The 16,372-nt window shown below is 70.5% G+C and carries 17 protein-coding genes and 1 pseudogene; 12 read left to right on the forward strand and 6 right to left on the reverse strand.

The features are described from left to right. Nucleotides 1–40 precede the first annotated feature (40 nt). Both ACGFZQ_RS46830 and ACGFZQ_RS46835 read right to left on the reverse strand, forming a co-directional pair. A complete protein-coding gene (locus ACGFZQ_RS46830) occupies nucleotides 41–316 on the reverse strand; it encodes a chaplin (protein ID WP_393845648.1) in 276 nt (91 codons plus the stop codon). A gap of 69 nt (nucleotides 317–385) precedes the next feature. After that, the gene (locus ACGFZQ_RS46835; RefSeq protein ID WP_351741083.1) at nucleotides 386–1,036 is read right to left on the reverse strand and encodes an NAD(P)H-dependent oxidoreductase; all 651 of its coding nucleotides are present in this window, start codon (nucleotides 1,034–1,036) and stop codon (nucleotides 386–388) included. Between the two features lie 133 nt (nucleotides 1,037–1,169). Here ACGFZQ_RS46835 and ACGFZQ_RS46840 point away from each other — a divergent pair, with 133 nt between their 5' ends. Beyond that, nucleotides 1,170–1,523, forward strand: coding sequence for a winged helix-turn-helix transcriptional regulator (locus tag ACGFZQ_RS46840; protein WP_393845649.1), 354 nt, complete (start codon nucleotides 1,170–1,172; stop codon nucleotides 1,521–1,523). Between the two features lie 40 nt (nucleotides 1,524–1,563). Here ACGFZQ_RS46840 and ACGFZQ_RS46845 read toward each other — a convergent pair whose 3' ends face one another. Further along, nucleotides 1,564–1,743: a hypothetical protein gene (locus ACGFZQ_RS46845; RefSeq protein WP_393845650.1), complete on the reverse strand. Its 180-nt coding sequence runs from the start codon at nucleotides 1,741–1,743 to the stop codon at nucleotides 1,564–1,566. Between the two features lie 116 nt (nucleotides 1,744–1,859). Here ACGFZQ_RS46845 and ACGFZQ_RS46850 point away from each other — a divergent pair, with 116 nt between their 5' ends. Next, nucleotides 1,860–3,602 carry a hypothetical protein gene (locus ACGFZQ_RS46850; protein ID WP_393845651.1) on the forward strand — a complete coding sequence of 581 codons (1,743 nt, stop codon included), beginning with the start codon at nucleotides 1,860–1,862 and terminating at the stop codon, nucleotides 3,600–3,602. On the opposite strand, the gene ACGFZQ_RS46855 is transcribed toward ACGFZQ_RS46850, so the two are convergent. Beyond that, nucleotides 3,599–4,237 carry a hypothetical protein gene (locus ACGFZQ_RS46855; protein ID WP_393845652.1) on the reverse strand — a complete coding sequence of 213 codons (639 nt, stop codon included), beginning with the start codon at nucleotides 4,235–4,237 and terminating at the stop codon, nucleotides 3,599–3,601. The genes ACGFZQ_RS46850 and ACGFZQ_RS46855 overlap by 4 nt on opposite strands. A 114-nt stretch (nucleotides 4,238–4,351) precedes the next feature. Here ACGFZQ_RS46855 and ACGFZQ_RS46860 point away from each other — a divergent pair, with 114 nt between their 5' ends. From ACGFZQ_RS46860 to ACGFZQ_RS46890, 7 genes and pseudogenes are all read left to right on the forward strand, one after another. Then, nucleotides 4,352–5,266, forward strand: coding sequence for a Scr1 family TA system antitoxin-like transcriptional regulator (locus ACGFZQ_RS46860; protein WP_393845653.1), 915 nt, complete (start codon nucleotides 4,352–4,354; stop codon nucleotides 5,264–5,266). Beyond that, nucleotides 5,235–5,345 (forward strand): annotated as a pseudogene (locus ACGFZQ_RS46865) (DUF397 domain-containing protein); the annotation flags it as partial. The gene ACGFZQ_RS46860 and the pseudogene ACGFZQ_RS46865, both read left to right, overlap by 32 nt. 341 nt (nucleotides 5,346–5,686) lie before the next feature. Next, on the forward strand, nucleotides 5,687–8,434 hold the full coding sequence (gene haaT / locus ACGFZQ_RS46870; RefSeq protein ID WP_393845654.1) for a cyclophane-containing RiPP biosynthesis TPR protein HaaT: 2,748 nt from the start codon (nucleotides 5,687–5,689) through the stop codon (nucleotides 8,432–8,434). A 145-nt stretch (nucleotides 8,435–8,579) separates the two neighbouring features. Further along, nucleotides 8,580–8,759: a HaaA family cyclophane-containing RiPP peptide gene (gene haaA, locus ACGFZQ_RS46875; RefSeq protein ID WP_393845655.1), complete on the forward strand. Its 180-nt coding sequence runs from the start codon at nucleotides 8,580–8,582 to the stop codon at nucleotides 8,757–8,759. A gap of 13 nt (nucleotides 8,760–8,772) precedes the next feature. Then, complete coding sequence (locus tag ACGFZQ_RS46880; protein ID WP_393845656.1) at nucleotides 8,773–9,909, forward strand: FxsB family cyclophane-forming radical SAM/SPASM peptide maturase; 1,137 nt, start codon at nucleotides 8,773–8,775, stop codon at nucleotides 9,907–9,909. A 16-nt stretch (nucleotides 9,910–9,925) separates the two neighbouring features. Further along, nucleotides 9,926–10,405, forward strand: a complete 480-nt coding sequence (gene haaN / locus ACGFZQ_RS46885; protein ID WP_393845657.1) for a cyclophane-containing RiPP N-acetyltransferase HaaN — start codon at nucleotides 9,926–9,928, stop codon at nucleotides 10,403–10,405. 355 nt (nucleotides 10,406–10,760) lie between these two features. After that, entirely contained in the window at nucleotides 10,761–12,470 is a 1,710-nt protein-coding gene (locus ACGFZQ_RS46890; RefSeq protein ID WP_393845658.1) for a protein kinase, read from the forward strand. A 14-nt stretch (nucleotides 12,471–12,484) separates the two neighbouring features. Here the strand turns inward: ACGFZQ_RS46890 and ACGFZQ_RS46895 are convergent, their stop codons facing one another. After that, nucleotides 12,485–12,751: a PLD nuclease N-terminal domain-containing protein gene (locus ACGFZQ_RS46895; RefSeq protein ID WP_351694223.1), complete on the reverse strand. Its 267-nt coding sequence runs from the start codon at nucleotides 12,749–12,751 to the stop codon at nucleotides 12,485–12,487. An 86-nt stretch (nucleotides 12,752–12,837) separates the two neighbouring features. Here ACGFZQ_RS46895 and ACGFZQ_RS46900 point away from each other — a divergent pair, with 86 nt between their 5' ends. Next, nucleotides 12,838–13,338 carry a DUF3515 family protein gene (locus tag ACGFZQ_RS46900; protein WP_393845659.1) on the forward strand — a complete coding sequence of 167 codons (501 nt, stop codon included), beginning with the start codon at nucleotides 12,838–12,840 and terminating at the stop codon, nucleotides 13,336–13,338. On the opposite strand, the gene ACGFZQ_RS46905 is transcribed toward ACGFZQ_RS46900, so the two are convergent. Next, a complete protein-coding gene (locus tag ACGFZQ_RS46905; protein ID WP_393845660.1) occupies nucleotides 13,339–13,899 on the reverse strand; it encodes a TlpA family protein disulfide reductase in 561 nt (186 codons plus the stop codon). A 76-nt stretch (nucleotides 13,900–13,975) separates the two neighbouring features. On the opposite strand from ACGFZQ_RS46905, the gene ACGFZQ_RS46910 reads away from it, so the two are divergent. Together ACGFZQ_RS46910 and mqnP are read left to right on the forward strand one after the other, a co-directional pair. Then, a complete protein-coding gene (locus ACGFZQ_RS46910) occupies nucleotides 13,976–15,433 on the forward strand; it encodes a menaquinone biosynthesis decarboxylase (RefSeq protein ID WP_351741060.1) in 1,458 nt (485 codons plus the stop codon). Continuing rightward, entirely contained in the window at nucleotides 15,430–16,332 is a 903-nt protein-coding gene (gene mqnP / locus ACGFZQ_RS46915) for a menaquinone biosynthesis prenyltransferase MqnP (RefSeq protein WP_393845661.1), read from the forward strand. The genes ACGFZQ_RS46910 and mqnP overlap by 4 nt, the downstream gene beginning before the upstream one ends. The last annotated feature ends 40 nt before the right edge of the window (nucleotides 16,333–16,372 follow it).

Genomic DNA, 16,372 nt, shown 5'->3' on the forward strand with positions numbered 1-16,372 from the left:
GGTCGTCCTCCGGAAGCTACGCGGGCAGCGCGCCGGGCGGTCAGCCGTTGATGCAGACGTTGGCGGCCGCCGGGTTGAGCAGGCCGATGATGTTGATGCTGTTGCCGCACACGTTGATCGGAATGCTGATCGGCACCTGGACGACGTTGCCCGACAGCACGCCCGGGCTGTAGGCCGCGGAACCGTTGGCGTTGGCGCCGTTGTCGGCGTAGGCGGCGGTGGTGCCCAGGGCGAGGGTGGCGGCGATGGCGCCGGTGACGGCGAGGGCGCGGATGCGCATGAAGGCCTCCTGGTAGCGGGGTGAGAACGCGTCCATCACAACCGCCCGCCACCGGACCCGCATGCGGAGCTGGGCCGATCGGCGCAATCGGCTCCGCCGGGGTCGCTACGCGGCGAGGCGGCCGGCCAGGTCCTTTGCCTTGTCGGACGCCTCCTGGAGGGCGCGGTCGCGGGAGGCCTCGTAGAGCGGCACGAGCTCGGACATGGCCGGCACCTGCGGAGCCATCGTCAGTTCCGGGACGATGAAGTCGACTTCGAGGCCGAGGCCGCCGGAGAGGACCGCGGACAGGTAGTTCTGCACGTACTCGAACGGCTCCCGCGGGGTGCCCGGCGCGTACGAACCGCCGCGGCTGGCCACGACGGTGACCGGAGTGCCCTTGGCGGACGGGTTCTCGCCCCCGGTGCGACCGATCAGGATCACGTTGTCCAGCCACGCCTTGAGCGTCGACGGGATCGTGAAGTTGTACATCGGCGCGCCTATGAGGATCGCGTCCGCCCGCTCCAGCTCCTCGACCAGCTTCACGCGGTCGGCGAAGGCCGCCGCCTGCTCGGGGGTGTGGGTGGCGGGGTCGGCGAAACCGGCGCTGTGGCTGGCCGCGGTGATGTGCGGCACCGGGTTCGCCGCCAGGTCGCGGTAGATCACGGTGCCGTCGGGGTGCTGCTCCTGCCATGCCGTGCGGAAGGCCTCCGTGACGGCACGGGAGGCGGACGCCTCGCCCGGCATGAGCGACGAGTCGATGTGGAGAAGGGTGGCCATGGGTGACTCCAGACACAGGGATAGCGGGCCCGGCGCGAGACGCGAGGGGCTGAGAATTCGTACTCAGCTATAGATAACACAGGTGCTTACTTTTTTTCAGCCCCGTCTCGTGGTGGGCCTGTACCCTGATGCCATGGCGGTGGACCAGACGCACGACCCGGAGCAGTGCAAAGGTGTGGACGTCGGCATCACGCGCGTCTTCCAGGTGCTGGGGAAGCGCTGGAACGGCCCGATCCTGTCCGTCCTGATGGACCAGCCGACCCACTTCGCCAACCTGCGCCGCGCCATCCCCGGCATCAGCGAACGCATGCTCTCCGACCGGCTCACCGAACTCGGCGCCGCGGGACTCGTCGTGCGCGAGGTCGACGAGGGCCCGCCGCTGCGGGTCTCGTACCGCCTGACCGCGGCGGGCGCCGCGCTGGAGCCGTCGCTGAAGGAACTCGGCGAGTGGGCGAAGGAGCACCTGCCCGACGATTCGCCCTGCTAGCGGGCGGCGAACCCGGCACCGGCAGGAGCCTCGCAACCCCTCACTCCACTTCCGTGGACTGCCCCGGGCGGCGCGCGCGTTCGGCGGCCCGGCGCTTGGTGTAGCGCCGCCAGGCCGCGGCCGTCGCCGCGACCACGGCCGCGGTCAACAGTTGCGTGGGCAGCTGTGTGAGCAGTCCGTGTGCGACGAGCGACAGTACGTGATTGAGTTGGTCCGTCATGGGGGACTCCTGCAAATCGGCGGTGACACGCCCAGCGTGCTGACCGGTCGTTCCCGGCTCCACTAGTCCAGGCAGTCCCGTGTACAAGTCCGGACAAGTGTGGAGCCGTCAGCGCGGTGAGTGGGCGAACAGACGACGAGGAACAGGGCGTCGGTGCGGGCAAGGGGCGCCGTACCCGGCCGTGGGGCCCGCTGCGCGGACCCTCGGAGCCGGCCGACCGGCTCGCGGAGACGATGCGGGGATGGCTCGACGAGGCGGGACTGCGACTCGCCGACCTGATGGGGAAGTTGCTGCCCGAACACTTCGCGAGCCGCACGGTCCCGTCCCGGACGGCGGTCGCGGATCGCCTGGCCGGGGTGAACCTCCAGTGGGACTTCGTGGAGGCGGTCGCCGACATCTGCGCCCGGACCCGGGCCGAACGCGAACGATGGACGACCGCCGCGCGCGTGCACTTCGAGGGGGCTGAGCGGGCGAAGCGGTCCGGCGGCGCGCCGGGCGCCGGAAAGCAGCGGCGCGCGGGTGCCGGAGGAGCCACCCCCACGGCCGAACTCCTCGCCGTGCAACGGCAGTCGCTCGAGCTGTCCGACCAGTTGTTCCGGGCACTGCAACGAGCCGTCGAGCTGGAGAAGGCCCGCAACGACGCGAATCACATGGTGCTGATCCTGCTGACCCTCGTCGACAAACTCCAGCGCGACATCGCCACGTTGACCGCACAGCGGAACCGGTCGCAGGCCCGGGCGGAGGACGTCCAGGAGCGGCTGCGGCACAGCGAGGCACAGCGGGACCAGGCCGAGAGCGAGCTGGCCCGCGCCCGGGCCGAGCGGGAGAAGGCGGACCGCCTCGCCGAGCTGCAGGCCGAACAGGTATGCCGGCTCACTGACGAGCTCGCACGCCTGCGCGAGGTCCACGGCGCGGCGGGGACCGCGCTCGGGGAGGTGTTGCCGACGTCGGAGGAGCCCCCGGCGGACCTGCCGGACGACATCGAGATCGCGCTGGAGAAGGCCTCGTTCATCCTGGACAAGGGGGCCAGGGACCTGGACCGACTGGAGGAGGAACTGCAGGACGAGTCGGACGGGTTGTCCGGCCCGGACAACTCCCCGACCAGCGAGGACGACCGGGCGGGCACGACGGACAACTCGCCGGAGACGGTGCCGGACAACCCTCCGGACAACTCCGCGGAATCCCGGGAGTCGTCCGGCCGCGAACCGATCGTCGACCGGGTCCTGCTGGCGTGGGAGGAGGGGCACCCCTTGCCCGCACCCCTGCTCAAGGAACTGGTCCAGGACGGCGAGCTCGGCGCCCTGGTGAGGTCCGTCGTCGCACTGGAGGCGATGGGCGGGCGGGACGCGGTCCTGGAGGTGCTGGACCAGGTCGGTGCGAAGCGTCCGAGCAGCAGCCTCAAGCAACTGGTCGACCAACTGCGCGAGATCGGGCTGAGAGGACTGGCCCCGCGCGTCCTGCTGGCCGCCGGCCGACTACGGGACATCCAGAGCCTCCCGTTCTTGCTGTCGCCGGTACGACTGGGCAGCACGGACACGGTGCTGGTCCTCAAAGGGGTCTGCGACCGGCCGCCGGAGGAGATCGCGGAAGTGGCCCGGGAGCTCGCTCTCTTCGGCATGGGCCGGGAAGCGGTCCTCCTGAACGTCGTCACCGCCGTACCGGGCGGCGCGAGCGCGGACGGTACACCCCTGGGAAAATGGGGGCGGACCAGATGGTTCACGCCGAGGGGGCCGATCCGGAAGGACCCGGCGGCCCCGCCCCCGCTCGTCCACCGGACCACGCTCACCACTCGTGTCCGCATCAACATCCCGGGCGCCCGGGAGCAGCCGCCCATCGTGCTGCGGTGGCCGGGCGACTAGCGAGCACCGGACTGCGGCTCCAGCACCGCGTAGTCCGTGAAGCTGCGGCGGTAGCGCAGGTGCCGGGTGTCCCGGGTGTGCCGACGCTGCCACTCCTCCACCGCCCCGGGCGAACCGCACGGCCCGGACGCCGCCCCGCAGTCCGTCTCGTCGCCGGAGACACAGTACGCCTCGTACTCCGGCTCGGCACTGTCGTCCTGCGTGATCAGATACGGCACGAAGCGGAAGACACGGCGCGGACGTGTGCCCCAGTGGTCGCGGCGCAGGTGCCTGCGGAGGAGTACGGCGGAGTCGGTCGTTCCGCTCGCGTCCGACCGTGCCTCGGCCTGTTCCCGCTGTCCGGCGAACTCCGCGCAGGAGGCACAGCCGGGGACCGGTTCCGGGGCCGGGGAGTCCAGCACCGGGTAAGTGAGCGTGGTGGAACGGCGGTTGGCCGCCCGTACCTCCGCGCTCAGCCGCTCCTCCGCGGTCGCCGGGCGGATCGACTCCGGCCGTGCTTCCCATTCCCGGCCGCCGCCGAGCGGTCGTAGCAGGGCGTAGGGACCCGCGTTGCCGCGGTACTCGCCGACCTTGTCCGTACGGGGGTCGTAGACGACCGTTCCCGCTTCGATCCCGCTTTCGATGTGTTCAGTCATGTGCGCTCCGACGCCACTTCGTGACTCTGTGTGTATCGAGCGTGGCGGACGGGAACGGTCGGTATCAATGCCGGGCGCGTGCCACCGGCACCTGTCACGGAGGGGGCCAGTGTTGTGACCACCAACGCCGAGTTCTTCGGAGAGCTGTTACGGCACTACCGCGAGGCCGCGTTCCTCACCCAGGACGCGCTGGCCAAGCAGATCCCCTGTGACCGGTCGCTGGTCGCGAGGGTGGAGGCGGGGACGCGGGTACCGCAGGACGCGTTCGCGAAGAAGTGCGACGAAGTACTGGACACGGGTGGGGTGTTGGGGCGGTTGTGGGGGCGGGTGGACTGGTATCCGCAGGTGGAGCATCCGGACTGGTTCGCGCGCAGGGTGGAGATGGAGGAGAAGGCTGTCGCGCTGTACGAGTACCAGTCCATGGTCGTGCCGGGTTTGTTGCAGACCCCGGATTACGTGCGGGCGCTGCTCTCCCGGCGAGCTGGTGGTGAACTGCTCGAGAACCGGGTCAGGGCGCGACTGAGTCGGCAGCCGCGCTACCTTGCCGAAGGAGGACCTGCGTACATCGCCGTGCTGGATGAGACTTGTCTGCGCCACGCGGTGGGGAGTCCCGCCGTGATGCGGGATCAGTGCGCACACCTGCTGAGCGTGGGGCGGCTCCCCAACATCCGCATCCAGGTGGCTCCGATCGGGCACTTCGATTTCCATCGCCCCAACCAGCCGATGTCGCTGCTCGTGTTGCCCGACGGCGAACGCTGGATCTATTCGGAGTCACTGAGTCGCGGCTACTTCAACAACGATCCGGACGCCTACGCCGAGATGACCCGAATCTATGATGTGCTCAGGGCGGACATCCTGTCGGCTCGTGAATCAGCCGCTTTGATCAGCGACTTGATGGAGGGCTACGGCGACCATGAACCAGCAGCAGCTGAGCGCGGCCACCTGGATCAAGAGCAGCTACAGCGGCGACGACGCCGGCAACTGCCTCGAATTCGCCCCCGAGTTCATCTCCGAAGTCCCCGTCCGTGACAGCAAGACCCCCGCGGGCCCGGTCATCGTCGTCGGCCGCTCGGCATGGTCGGCCTTCGTCTCGGGTATCCGCGGCTGAACCGGGAAGAGGGCCAGTGCCTGGCCCGTATCACCCCCGACATCCTCCAGATCACGGTGGATCGGCTGCGCCGTGTCGCGGGAATCAAGCGATCCACGCAGCCGGCGAAGACTGAGACTGGCGGATCTGTGCCAGGCCCGAGCACGGCCGGGCCCGTCGGCAGGGGGATCACGCGCCTCAGCCGTGGCACAGATCCGCCAACCGCTCCTCACTCCTGGGGGCCTGGCTGGTGTCTCGGTGCGTTGGCGCATAGATGACCTTGACCAACCTCCATCAGGGCTGGTGCGCTTGAGGAGTTGGGGCGTCACACACGGGGGTTGCGGGTGAGATCGCGGAGGGTTTTGGCGACAGCTGCCATCGCAGGCGGCGGTGCGGTCACCGCGATGCTCGTGGGTCTGGTGACGAACGCGGTGTCGGCGCAGTCTCAATGGCCGTCATGGCTGGGATGGTTGCAGGAGTATCCCTGGCTGTCGTTCGTCCTGCTGGGGGTCGTCACGGCTGCGCTGACGGCGGTCCTCGCCGTGCTGGACGACCGTCGGCCCTCGGCCTCGGAGTCTGTGTTCCGTCCGGACGACGGAGCAGGGCCGCCCGGTGCCGCGCTGGTGCTGCGGTCACTGCCTCGTGACACCTCTGCCTTCACCGACCGGTCCGCCGAACTGGAGTCGCTGGTCCAGTCGGTCCATGCCGCGCAGAACACCGGCGAGGGGCTTCCTGTCCATGTGATCGATGGGATGCCGGGCGTCGGGAAGACCGCTCTCGCGGTGCACGCGGGACACGTGCTCGCGGACCGGTTCCCGGACGGGCAGCTCTTCGTGAACCTGAACGGCCACACCCCCGGACGCAGTCCGGTGCGGTCCACCGAGGCGCTGGCCTCGCTGCTCGCCGCCGCCGGCGTGCCTACGCAGCAGATCCCCGTCGGTGACGACGTCGGCGCGGTCACAGAGGCCCGCGCCGCCATGTGGCGCACTCGGTTGGCAGGCAAGAAAGTGCTGCTCATCCTCGACAACGCGGCCGGTTACCGGCAGCTGGAGCCGCTGCTCCCCGGAGGGAGCGAATGCCTGGTACTGGTGACCTCCCGCAAGCGGCTGGCCGCTCAGGAGGAAGTGGTGCTGCCGGTGCAGGCGCTGCCTCCGGATCACGCGGTCGATCTGTTCGTAAGGCTCAGCGGACGGCCGGCGGACGCGCTCGACCGGGACACGCTCGAGGAACTGGTTCGGCTGTGCGGGTACCTGCCGCTCGGGGTGTCGCTGCTCGCCGCACGACTGCGGCATCACCCCACGTGGAGCGCTGCGGATCTGCACACGAGGCTGGTGGCGGCCCGGGACCGGCTCGGTGAGCTACGGGCCGGGGAGCGTGCGGTCGCCGCGACCTTCGACCTGTCCTACCAGGACCTCGTACCGGAGCAGCAGCACTTCTTCCGGTCCCTCGGTCACTACCCCGGTACGGATCTCGACGCCTACGCCGGGGCCGCGCTCGGCGCGGTCACGGTGGCGGCGGCCCGCGACCAGCTCGATGCGCTCTACGACGCCCATCTGATCGACGAGCATCCGGGAAGCCGCTACCGACTGCACGACCTCCTGCGCGATTACGCCCGCGGTCTCGCTGACGAAGGAGACAGCATGGACCACGTCCCGGCCGTTCAGCGTGTGGGCACCTACTATCTGGCCGCTCTCGCCGTCGCCAATGAACACATTGTCCGCAGCGGTGCGGTCGCGCCGCTTCCGCCGGATGATGCGAGGCAGGCCGAGACACAGGCTTTGGCGTCGCGTACGGCGGCGCTGAGCTGGCTGGAGGACGAGCGGCCCAACATCCTGGCCTGCATCCGGCAGGCGAACGCCCTCTCCTTGTACGACCTGGTAATGCGCCTGGCGGCTGCCATGGCGCCCTTCCTTCGGCAGGCCGGCCCCTGGGACCAGGCGGTCGGCGTGCACCGGACCGCCGTCGAGGCCGCCCGGCACACCGGCGACCAGCCGGCACTGGCCGGCGCGCTGACGGAACTCGGTGTCATACGGCGTTTCATGGCCGCCTATCCCGAGGCGACCGAGGCACTGAACGAGGCCGCGGCATGCTACGACGCGGCCGGCGACCAGCGCGGCAAGGCGGACGCCCTGAACCAGGTCGGCATCGTCTGGTACCTGACCGCGGACAACGACGACTCCGCCCGCGCCCAGACCGAGGCCCTGGCTCTCTACCGCGAGCTGGGCCACCGGCTCGGGCAGGCCAACGCGCTTGCCGACCTCGGCATGGTGCGCCGCCAGACGAGCGACTTCGACGCGGCCGTCGAGGCCCAGTCAGAAGCCCTGTCGATCTACCGTGAACTCGGTGACCGGTACGGGGAGGCCAACTCCCTGCGGGATCTGGGCGTCGTGCACAGCCTCGTGGGCGAGTACGAGCGGGCCGCGCAACGGCACCGCGAGGCGTTCGGTATCTACGAAGAACTCGACGACCGGGGCCACCAGGCATACGCCCTCAACGAGCTGGGCGTCGTGCGACGGCTCACCGGGGATCTCGACGGCGCTCGCGAAGACCACACCCGGGCCCTGGAGTACTTCACCGAACTCGGCGAACGGTTCGGGCGGGCGAACTGCATCCGCCATCTGGGGGTGCTGGACCGTCTGACCGGTGACGCACGGGCGGCGGTCCGGAATCTGGAGGAAGCCCTGGAGGCGTACCGCGACCTCGGCAGCCGCGGGGGCGAGGCGGCCTCGCTCGGCGAGCTGGGGGTCGCTCGGGCGGCGCTCGGCGACCGGGACGGGGCCGTTGAGGCGTTCGAGCAGAGCCTCGGCATCCTCCGCGAACTCGGCGATCGCTGTGGTGAGGCGGAGGTCCTGAACCACTGGGGGACACTGCTGCGTACGACCGATGACCCGCGAGCGGCACGCCGCCTCTTCGAACGGGCCCTGGTGACAGCCCAGGCCATCCACTGTCCGTTGGAGGAGGCACGGGCACTGGAGGGAGCGGGCCGCTGCGACCGGATGATCGATGGTCCCGGGCGTGCCGGGCGATCGTTACGCGAAGCGCTCGCCATCTACCGGGAGTTGGGCGTGACCGCGTCGGCCGACGACATCGAGCGGCTCCTGGTGCCGTAGCCGGGCTGGGCCAAGCGCGTGGCCATTTTCCCTGTGTCGCGGCGAGTGGCCGCACTGCTAGGTTGCGAGCCGATCTGTCGTCTTCAACCATCGTCTTCGCACCGCGCCGGTCTCCGTCGGGCACGTCCTTCACAAGGAGCGTTGAATGCCGTTACGTATGTCGCACGCCACGGACCCCACCAGCCGACAGCCCGCGCAGGGCAACCTGGTCCTGGACCGCGTCGCCGCCCGGGTACAGCAGCGGCGGGCGGCCGAACAGGTCGCGACGAACCGCGCCGGCGACGGCACCCATGCCGCCTCGCTCATCTGGCCCTGGCCGTTCTGAGCACCTGCGATCGATGACGAGGCTCGAAGTCGCCGTTCCCTTCCGGACGTTCATTCTCAAGACCGCCAACCGCTGCAACATCGACTGCGACTATTGCTTCGTCTTCAACTCCAAGGACCAGGCGGCGCGACACCTGCCCGCCCGGATGGGCTTGGACGTGGCCCGAGCCGCGGCCCGGAGGATCGGCGAGCACGTCTCAGCCCACGGCCTCCTGGCCGTCCATGTCGTGCTGCACGGCGGAGAGCCGCTGCTCGCCGGTGTCCGGCACACGGCCGACCTCTTGGCCGCTGTTCGGGAAGGGATTCCCGCGAGCGTCGAGGTGCAGTTCGAGCTCCAGACCAACGGGACACTGCTCTCTGAGGCATGGCTGGACCTCTTCGAGCGGTACAGGGTGGTGGTGGGCGTCAGCCTCGACGGGCCGTCGGCCGCCAACGACCGGCACCGGCTCACCCACCACGGGCGATCCAGCTCGGCCTCCACCGTCCGCGGCATCGAACTGCTGCGATCCCGGCCGCACCTGTTCGCCGGACTGCTCGCCGTCGTGGACCTGGCCAATGACCCGGTCGAGGTCCACGACTACCTGGCCGCATTCGAGCCGCCGGTGATCGACTTCGGCTTCCCGCACGGGACCCACGACGACCCACCCCACCGGGACGACCCGACCAGACCCGAGTACGGGCTCTGGATGAGCCGGGTCTACGACGCCTGGCTCGACCGCCCGGAATACCGGCACAGCGTCCGCATGCTGGAGGACATCATCGCGTTGAGCTCCGGTGTGCGCAGTTCGGTGGAGACGCTCGGACTGGCTCCACCCACCAGCGTCGTGATCGAGTCCGACGGCACGATCGAGGGCGTGGACACCCTTCGTTCCGTCGAGGAGGGTGCCACCCGCCTTGAGCTCGACGTCTTCGACGACTCCTTCGACGCGGCCCTCCACCACCCCAAGCTCCAACACCGCCAGGAAGAGGGGGCGGCCGCACTCGCCGAGGAGTGCCGGAGGTGTCCCCTGGTGGCAGTGTGCGGCGGCGGTTATCTGCCGCACCGCTTCAGCAGGAACCGCGGGTATCAGAACCCGTCCGTCTACTGCACGGACCTGGCGTATCTCATTCGGCACGTCCAGGGTTCTCTACAACGGCATGGTTGGCAATGAGAGGAGCTGTACGCCGATGACCGTCACGATCCGGCCGGCCGAGAAGAACGACGTCCGACAGCTGGCCGCGCTGATCGAGGAGATCGAGCGCTTCTACGGCACCGCGGATGCCGACATCCAGCCGTTCGACGAGCGTCAGGTACAGGTCGAGGAGGCGCTCTTCGGATCCCCGCCGCTGGCGTCCGCCCTTGTGGTGGAGGACGAGACGGGCGACATCGTGGGCCTCGCCGCGTACTCGTTCCTGTGGCCGAGCGCGGGTTCCACCCACTCCCTCTTCCTCAAGGAGCTGTACGTCCGGGACACCCTGCGTCGGCAGGGCATCGGGGTCCGGCTGATGAACGAACTCCGCGAATTCGCCACGGCACGCCCCGGTTGCAGCCGCCTGGAATGGATGACGGACCGAGTGAACTCGAACGCGCGCACCTTCTACCGGTCGCTCGGGTTCGAGGAGGACAACGAGAAGATCGTCTACCGGATCGGCACCGGCACGACGTGAGCCCCGCAAGAGCCGTCCCCGTCCGTGACGGCGCGTGCCCCCACGGACGGGTGCTCATCGGCGGCCGATGGCGCCCTCTGCCGACCGGCCGCAGTCCGTCGCCTTGGTGTAGGTCGCGTCCTTAGCGTTTCACCTCTCCGTCCCGGAGGCCGCCTCCGTTCTGGTCGGCACCTCGGCGCACCCGAAACGCAGGGAGAGGGCTCAGCGGTACCCGCCCGCACCGCGCCGGGGTGACGGTGATGTCCTCAAGGGCAGACCGCGGGGCAAGTTGCCCTATGCGGGCGGGAATCGGCCATCCCGGGTGCTTGCCGGTCCTATGCTGACCGCGTCTTCGGGCGTTCGGCGGGAGGGAATCGTGGCAGCTCTGGAGCCCGGCGACCCGCTCTCCGTCGGGGAGTACCAGCTGCTCAGGCGTCTCGGCGCGGGTGGTATGGGCCGGGTCTTCCTCGGTCGTTCCCCGGGCGGCCGGGCCGTTGCCGTGAAAGTGGTCCACGCGGAACTGGTCGCGGGGCAGCCGGAGTTCAGGTCCCGGTTCCGCCGTGAGGTGGAGGCCGCGCGCAAGGTCAGCGGTGCCTTCACGGCGCCCGTCGTGGACGCCGACCCGGACGCCCCGCTGCCCTGGCTGGTCACCAGCTACATCGCCGGGCCCTCCCTCCAGGACGCGGTCATGGAGCAGGGGCCGCTGCCCGCCGCCACCGTGCTCGGGCTCGCCGCCGGTCTCGCCGAGGCGCTCACCTCCATCCACGCCGCCCAGCTGGTGCACCGTGACCTCAAGCCGTCGAACGTGCTGCTCGCCGAGGACGGGCCGCGGGTCATCGACTTCGGTATCGCCCGCAGTGTGGAGTCCACGACCATCACCCGGGCGGGGCTCATGGTCGGTTCGCCCGGTTTCATGTCGCCGGAGCAGGTGGCGGGCGCGGAAGTGACCGGCGCCAGTGACGTGTTCTCGCTCGGGGCGGTGCTCGCCTACGCGGCCACCGGCGGCAACCCCTTCGGCGACGGGTCCACCCCCGCCCTGCTCTACCGCGTCGTCCACGACGAGCCCGACATCACCGCCGTCACCGACCCGGCGCTCGCCGCCCTGATCGCCGCCTGCCTGGCCAAGGACCCCGCCGAGCGGCCCACCCCGCGCCAGATCCTGGCCCGGAACGGGCCCGCGGCCAACGCGACCGCCTTCCTCCCGAGACCCGCCGCAGACCCTCGGGACGAGGTCGCCCACCCTGCCCCGCACCCCGCCGCCACCCGCCCGCTCACCCGGCTCGACCCGGCCCAGCAGCAGGTGTCGTACGCCGGCCCGCCGACCACCCCCGCCGCCGCTCCGTCCGTGCGCCGTCGCGCGTTCCTCGTCTCCGGGGGAGTGCTCGCGGCCGCCGCGCTCGCCGCCGTACCGGTCGCGCACGTCGTCAACGGGGGTGGTGGCAAGAAGACCCCGCGGTACTCCGGCGGTGGTGTCTCCGTCCCGTCGCCGTTCGGTGCCTGGCCGCTGGAAGAGACCTCCGGCACGGTCGCCGCCGACGACACCGGCCGCAACGACGGGATCGCCACCGCCGTCGGCTGGGGCCGGGGCAAGGACGGGACGGCCCTGTTCGACGGCGGCACCAGCCAGATCATGACCCGGGGGCCGGTGCTCCGCACCGACAGGGGCCGCAGCTTCACCGTCTCCGCGTGGGTGTGCCTGAGCGGCCGGCCGTCCTTCTACGCCACCGCCGTCAGCCAGGACGCCGGTGCCGTCAGCGGCTTCTACCTCCAGTACTCGGCCGCCGAGAACCGCTGGGCCTTCGCCCGGCCCGGCCTGCGCGCCCTGTCGTACACCGTCCCGAAGCCCGGCGTCTGGACCCACCTGGTCGGCGTCTACGAGGGGCCCCGCAACCAGCTCGCCCTGTACGTCGGCGGCACCCAGGAGGCGGGCATCGACGACAGCAACCCGGTCGCCGCCCAGGGCCCCCTGGTGATCGGCCGCGCCACCGCCGACGGCGGCCCCTCCGACTGGTTCCCCGGCTCGATCAAGCAGGTCCAGGTCTTCCGGCGGGCGTTGAGCGCGGCCCAGGTCAAGGCGCTGCTCTAGCGGGACGCGCCCGGTCAGTCGGTGCGCGGATCCTCCGGCTTCAGGGACTTCAGGAACTCCGGGTTGTCGTCGGGCGCGACCCACCGCTCCCGCGGCTGCCGTGCCCTGCCCGCGACCAGCCACGCCACCGGGCCGACCAGCACCTCGCCGAAGAGCAGGATGACCAGTACCCACGCCAGCTTCGGCAGGGCACGGACCTCGTCCTCGGGGGTGTTCAGGCAGTCCACGAAGGCGTAGATCCACAGCGCGAGGACCAGCAGAAGAGGCAGATACCTGAGCATGGCGGCCAGAGTAGCGGGTGGGCGACGTCGGGTGACGGGGCCGCGGGCATGATGGGTCCCTTCGATGCGGAGGGGGATCCGTGGTGGTGCGTGGGTGGTCTCGCCGGGGGCGGGCGGCGGCCGGTGTGGCGGCGGCCGGGCTGGCGGCCGGTGCCGGACTGGTGGCGTACGAGCTGAGTTCGCCGGTGTTCGGCCTGGCGCAGGGGCCGCTGGCGAAGGACCCGGCGTGTGCGCGGATCGCCGACCGCTACCCCGACCGCCTCGGCGGCGCCGGCCGCGACCCGGTCACCTTCGAGGGCCTCGCGGTCTGGGGCCACGGGGCGGTGCGGCTGCGCTGCGGCCTCACCCCGCCCGCCCCGACGACGGACGCGTGCGTCAGCGTGGACGGCGTGGACTGGGTGTGGCGGGAGCAGACGGGGGACCGTACCGGGGACCGCAAGTACCTGGTCACCTACGGCCGCAGCCCGGCCGTGGAAGTCTCGATCGCCGACTCGGTGACCCGCCCGGACGCGGTGCTGCTGGACCTCAGCCACCTGGTGGCGCCCATCAGGGCGGGCGCCAGGTGTCTAGCGAGCAGCGGCGACTAGTCACGCCTTCTCGGCCAGCAGCGGCCGGACGATCGTGCGCACCTCCGCCGCCGTGAGCGGGCTCAGGTACTTCGCGGCGATCTTCCCGTCGCGGTCGATGAAGAGGGTGTACGGCAGCGCCTGCGGCGCGTAGCCCCGGGGCAGCCGGAGCAGCTTGCGGCTGCCGGGGTCGTGCAGGCTCGGGTAGACCAGCCCGTGCGCACGCTCGAACGACCGCCCCCTGTCCCGCCGGGCGTCCGTGTCCACCCCGAACACCTGGACCCCCTTGGCCGCCAACTCCTGCTGAGCCTTGGACAGTTCGGGCGCCTCGGCCCGGCAGGGCCCGCACCAGGACGCCCACACGTTCAGGACGACGACCTTGCCCCGGTAGTCGGCGAGCCGTACCGCCCTGCCGTCCAGGCCGCTGCCCGACAGGTCGGGGGCGGCCGCGCGGTCGGCGGCCGCGACGCGGGTCAGCGCGGAGACCGGCGAGCCGCCGGTGTCCTGGCGCGGCGCACAGGCGGCGAGCACGAGCAGCAGGGCGAGCAGCGGTAACCGGCTGATCCGGCGGTGGACGGTCACGGCCGACGAGTATCGCAGGGGGTATCGCAGGGGGCGGTGACCGGGGCCGGGCCCCGGGTGGCCGATACTGGGACGCATGGCTTACGACGATCTTCGCTCCCTGCTCCGGGCACTGGAGCGCGAGGGAGACCTCAAGCGTGTCAAGGCCGAGGTCGACCCGTATCTGGAGGTCGGGGAGATCGTCGACCGGGTGCAGAAGGCGGGCGGCCCCGCGCTGCTCTTCGAGAACGTGCGCGGCTCCAGCATGCCGCTGGCCATGAACGTCTTCGGCACCGACCGGCGCCTGCTCAAGGCCCTCGGCCTGAAGTCGTACGGCGAGATCTCCGAGAAGATCGGCGGGCTGCTGCGCCCCGAACTCCCGCACGGCTTCGTCGGTGTGCGGGAGGCCTTCGGGAAGCTCGGCGCGATGGCCCACGTACCGCCGAAGAAGGTGAAGTCCGACAACGCGCCGGTCCAGGAGGTCGTCCTGCACGGCGACGACGTCGACCTGGACCAGCTCCCGGCCCTGTTCACCTGGCCGCAGGACGGCGGCTCCTTCTTCAACCTGGGCCTGACCCACACCAGGGACCCCGAGTCCGGCATCCGCAACCTGGGCCTGTACCGGCTCCAGCGGCACGACCGGAACACCATCGGCATGCACTGGCAGATCCACAAGGACAGCCGCAACCACTACCAGGTGGCGGCACGCAGGGGCGAACGGCTGCCCGTCGCGATCGCCTTCGGCTGCCCGCCTGCCGTCACCTACGCCTCCACCGCCCCGCTCCCCGGCGACATCGACGAGTACCTGTTCGCCGGGTTCATCGCGGGCCGGCGGATCGAGATGGTCGACTGCAAGACGGTCCCGCTCCAGGTCCCGGCCAACGCCGAGGTCGTCCTGGAGGGCTGGCTGGAGCCGGGCGAGATGCTCCCCGAGGGCCCCTTCGGCGACCACACCGGCTTCTACACCCCGCAGGAGCCGTTCCCGGCGCTGAAGATCGACTGCGTGACGATGCGGAAGCGGCCGCTCCTGCAGTCGATCGTCGTAGGCCGCCCCCCGACGGAGGACGGACCCCTCGGCCGTGCCACCGAACGGTTCTTCCTCCCCCTGCTGAAGATCATCGTCCCGGACATCGTGGACTACCACCTCCCCGAGGCGGGCGGTTTCCACAACTGTGCGATCGTCTCGATCGACAAGAAGTACCCGAAGCACGCCCAGAAGGTCATGCACGCGGTCTGGGGGGCGCACATGATGTCCCTCACCAAGCTCATCGTGGTCGTCGACTCCGACTGCGACGTCCACGACCTGCACGAGGTCGCCTGGCGGGCCCTCGGCAACACCGACTACGCCCGTGACCTCACGGTCGTGGAAGGCCCCGTCGACCATCTCGACCACGCCTCCTACCAGCAGTTCTGGGGCGGCAAGGCGGGCATCGACGCGACGAGGAAGTGGCCCGAGGAGGGTTACACCAGGGACGGGGGCTGGCCGGACATGGTCCTGTCGGACCCGGATACGGCGGCGACGGTCGACCGCCGCTGGAAGGAGTACGGACTTTGAGCTCCGCTTCCGCAGCGCTCCCGCAGCCAGGACGCACCAAGGCGTTTCTCCGTCTGGTGATGATCGAGCACTCGGTCTTCGCCCTGCCCTTCGCGTACATCGCCGCGCTGACCGCGATGTTCGAGCTGGACAAGAACATCCACTGGGGGCGGCTGCTCCTGGTCACGATCTGCATGGTCGGCCTGCGTACCTTCGCGATGGCCGTGAACCGGATCATCGACCGCGAGATCGACGCCCGGAACCCGCGCACGGCCCACCGCGAGCTGGTCACCGGCGCGATGAGCGTGAAGCACGCCTGGACGGGCGCGCTGGTCGCGGTGGCGGTCTTCCTCGGCTCGGCGGCCCTGCTCAACCCCCTGTGCCTGGCCCTCGCCCCGGTCGCCGTGATCCCGATGGTGGTCTACCCCTACGGCAAGCGGTTCACGAACTTCCCGCAGGCCATCCTGGGCGTCGCCCAGGCCATGGGCCCGATCGGCGGCTGGCTGGCGATCAGCGGCGAGTGGTCCTGGAATGCGGTGATCCTCGGCCTCGCGGTCGGCATCTGGATCGGCGGCTTCGACCTGATCTACGCCTGCCAGGACGTCACGACCGACCGCGAGATCGGCGTCATGTCGGTCCCGGCCCGCTTCGGCATCCCGGCGGCGATCTGGGGCGCCCGCGCCTGTCACCTGATCACCACGGCCCTGTTCGTCTGGTACGCCGTGGCGACGGACGCGGGCGGGTTCTTCTGGCTGGGCCTGGTGATCGTCGCCGGCGCCTTCGCCTACGAGCACTCCATCGTCCGCCCCCACGACCTCTCCCGCCTCAACCGCGCCTTCTTCAGCGTCAACGGGTTCATCGGCATTGCCCTCTTCGTGTGCGCCCTGCTGGACCTGCTGGTCCGGGGCCTGACGGTCTGAGTACCGTCGGCCACCGCGGCCCCGTCCTGAACTCGGCCGG

Source organism: Streptomyces sp. NPDC048254, from assembly GCF_043201895.1.
Classification (GTDB): Bacteria; Actinomycetota; Actinomycetes; order Streptomycetales; family Streptomycetaceae; genus Streptomyces.

Coding starts and splice junctions, on each gene's coding strand:
- ACGFZQ_RS46880 (WP_393845656.1), top strand. CDS start 8,773: ATGACGAGGCTCGAAGTCGCCGTTCCCTTCCGGACGTTCATTCTCAAG.
- ACGFZQ_RS46855 (WP_393845652.1), bottom strand. CDS start 4,237: ATGACTGAACACATCGAAAGCGGGATCGAAGCGGGAACGGTCGTCTAC.
- haaA (WP_393845655.1), top strand. CDS start 8,580: ATGCCGTTACGTATGTCGCACGCCACGGACCCCACCAGCCGACAGCCC.
- ACGFZQ_RS46845 (WP_393845650.1), bottom strand. CDS start 1,743: ATGACGGACCAACTCAATCACGTACTGTCGCTCGTCGCACACGGACTG.
- ACGFZQ_RS46910 (WP_351741060.1), top strand. CDS start 13,976: ATGGCTTACGACGATCTTCGCTCCCTGCTCCGGGCACTGGAGCGCGAG.
- haaN (WP_393845657.1), top strand. CDS start 9,926: ATGACCGTCACGATCCGGCCGGCCGAGAAGAACGACGTCCGACAGCTG.
- ACGFZQ_RS46895 (WP_351694223.1), bottom strand. CDS start 12,751: ATGCTCAGGTATCTGCCTCTTCTGCTGGTCCTCGCGCTGTGGATCTAC.
- ACGFZQ_RS46840 (WP_393845649.1), top strand. CDS start 1,170: ATGGCGGTGGACCAGACGCACGACCCGGAGCAGTGCAAAGGTGTGGAC.
- ACGFZQ_RS46835 (WP_351741083.1), bottom strand. CDS start 1,036: ATGGCCACCCTTCTCCACATCGACTCGTCGCTCATGCCGGGCGAGGCG.
- ACGFZQ_RS46830 (WP_393845648.1), bottom strand. CDS start 316: ATGGACGCGTTCTCACCCCGCTACCAGGAGGCCTTCATGCGCATCCGC.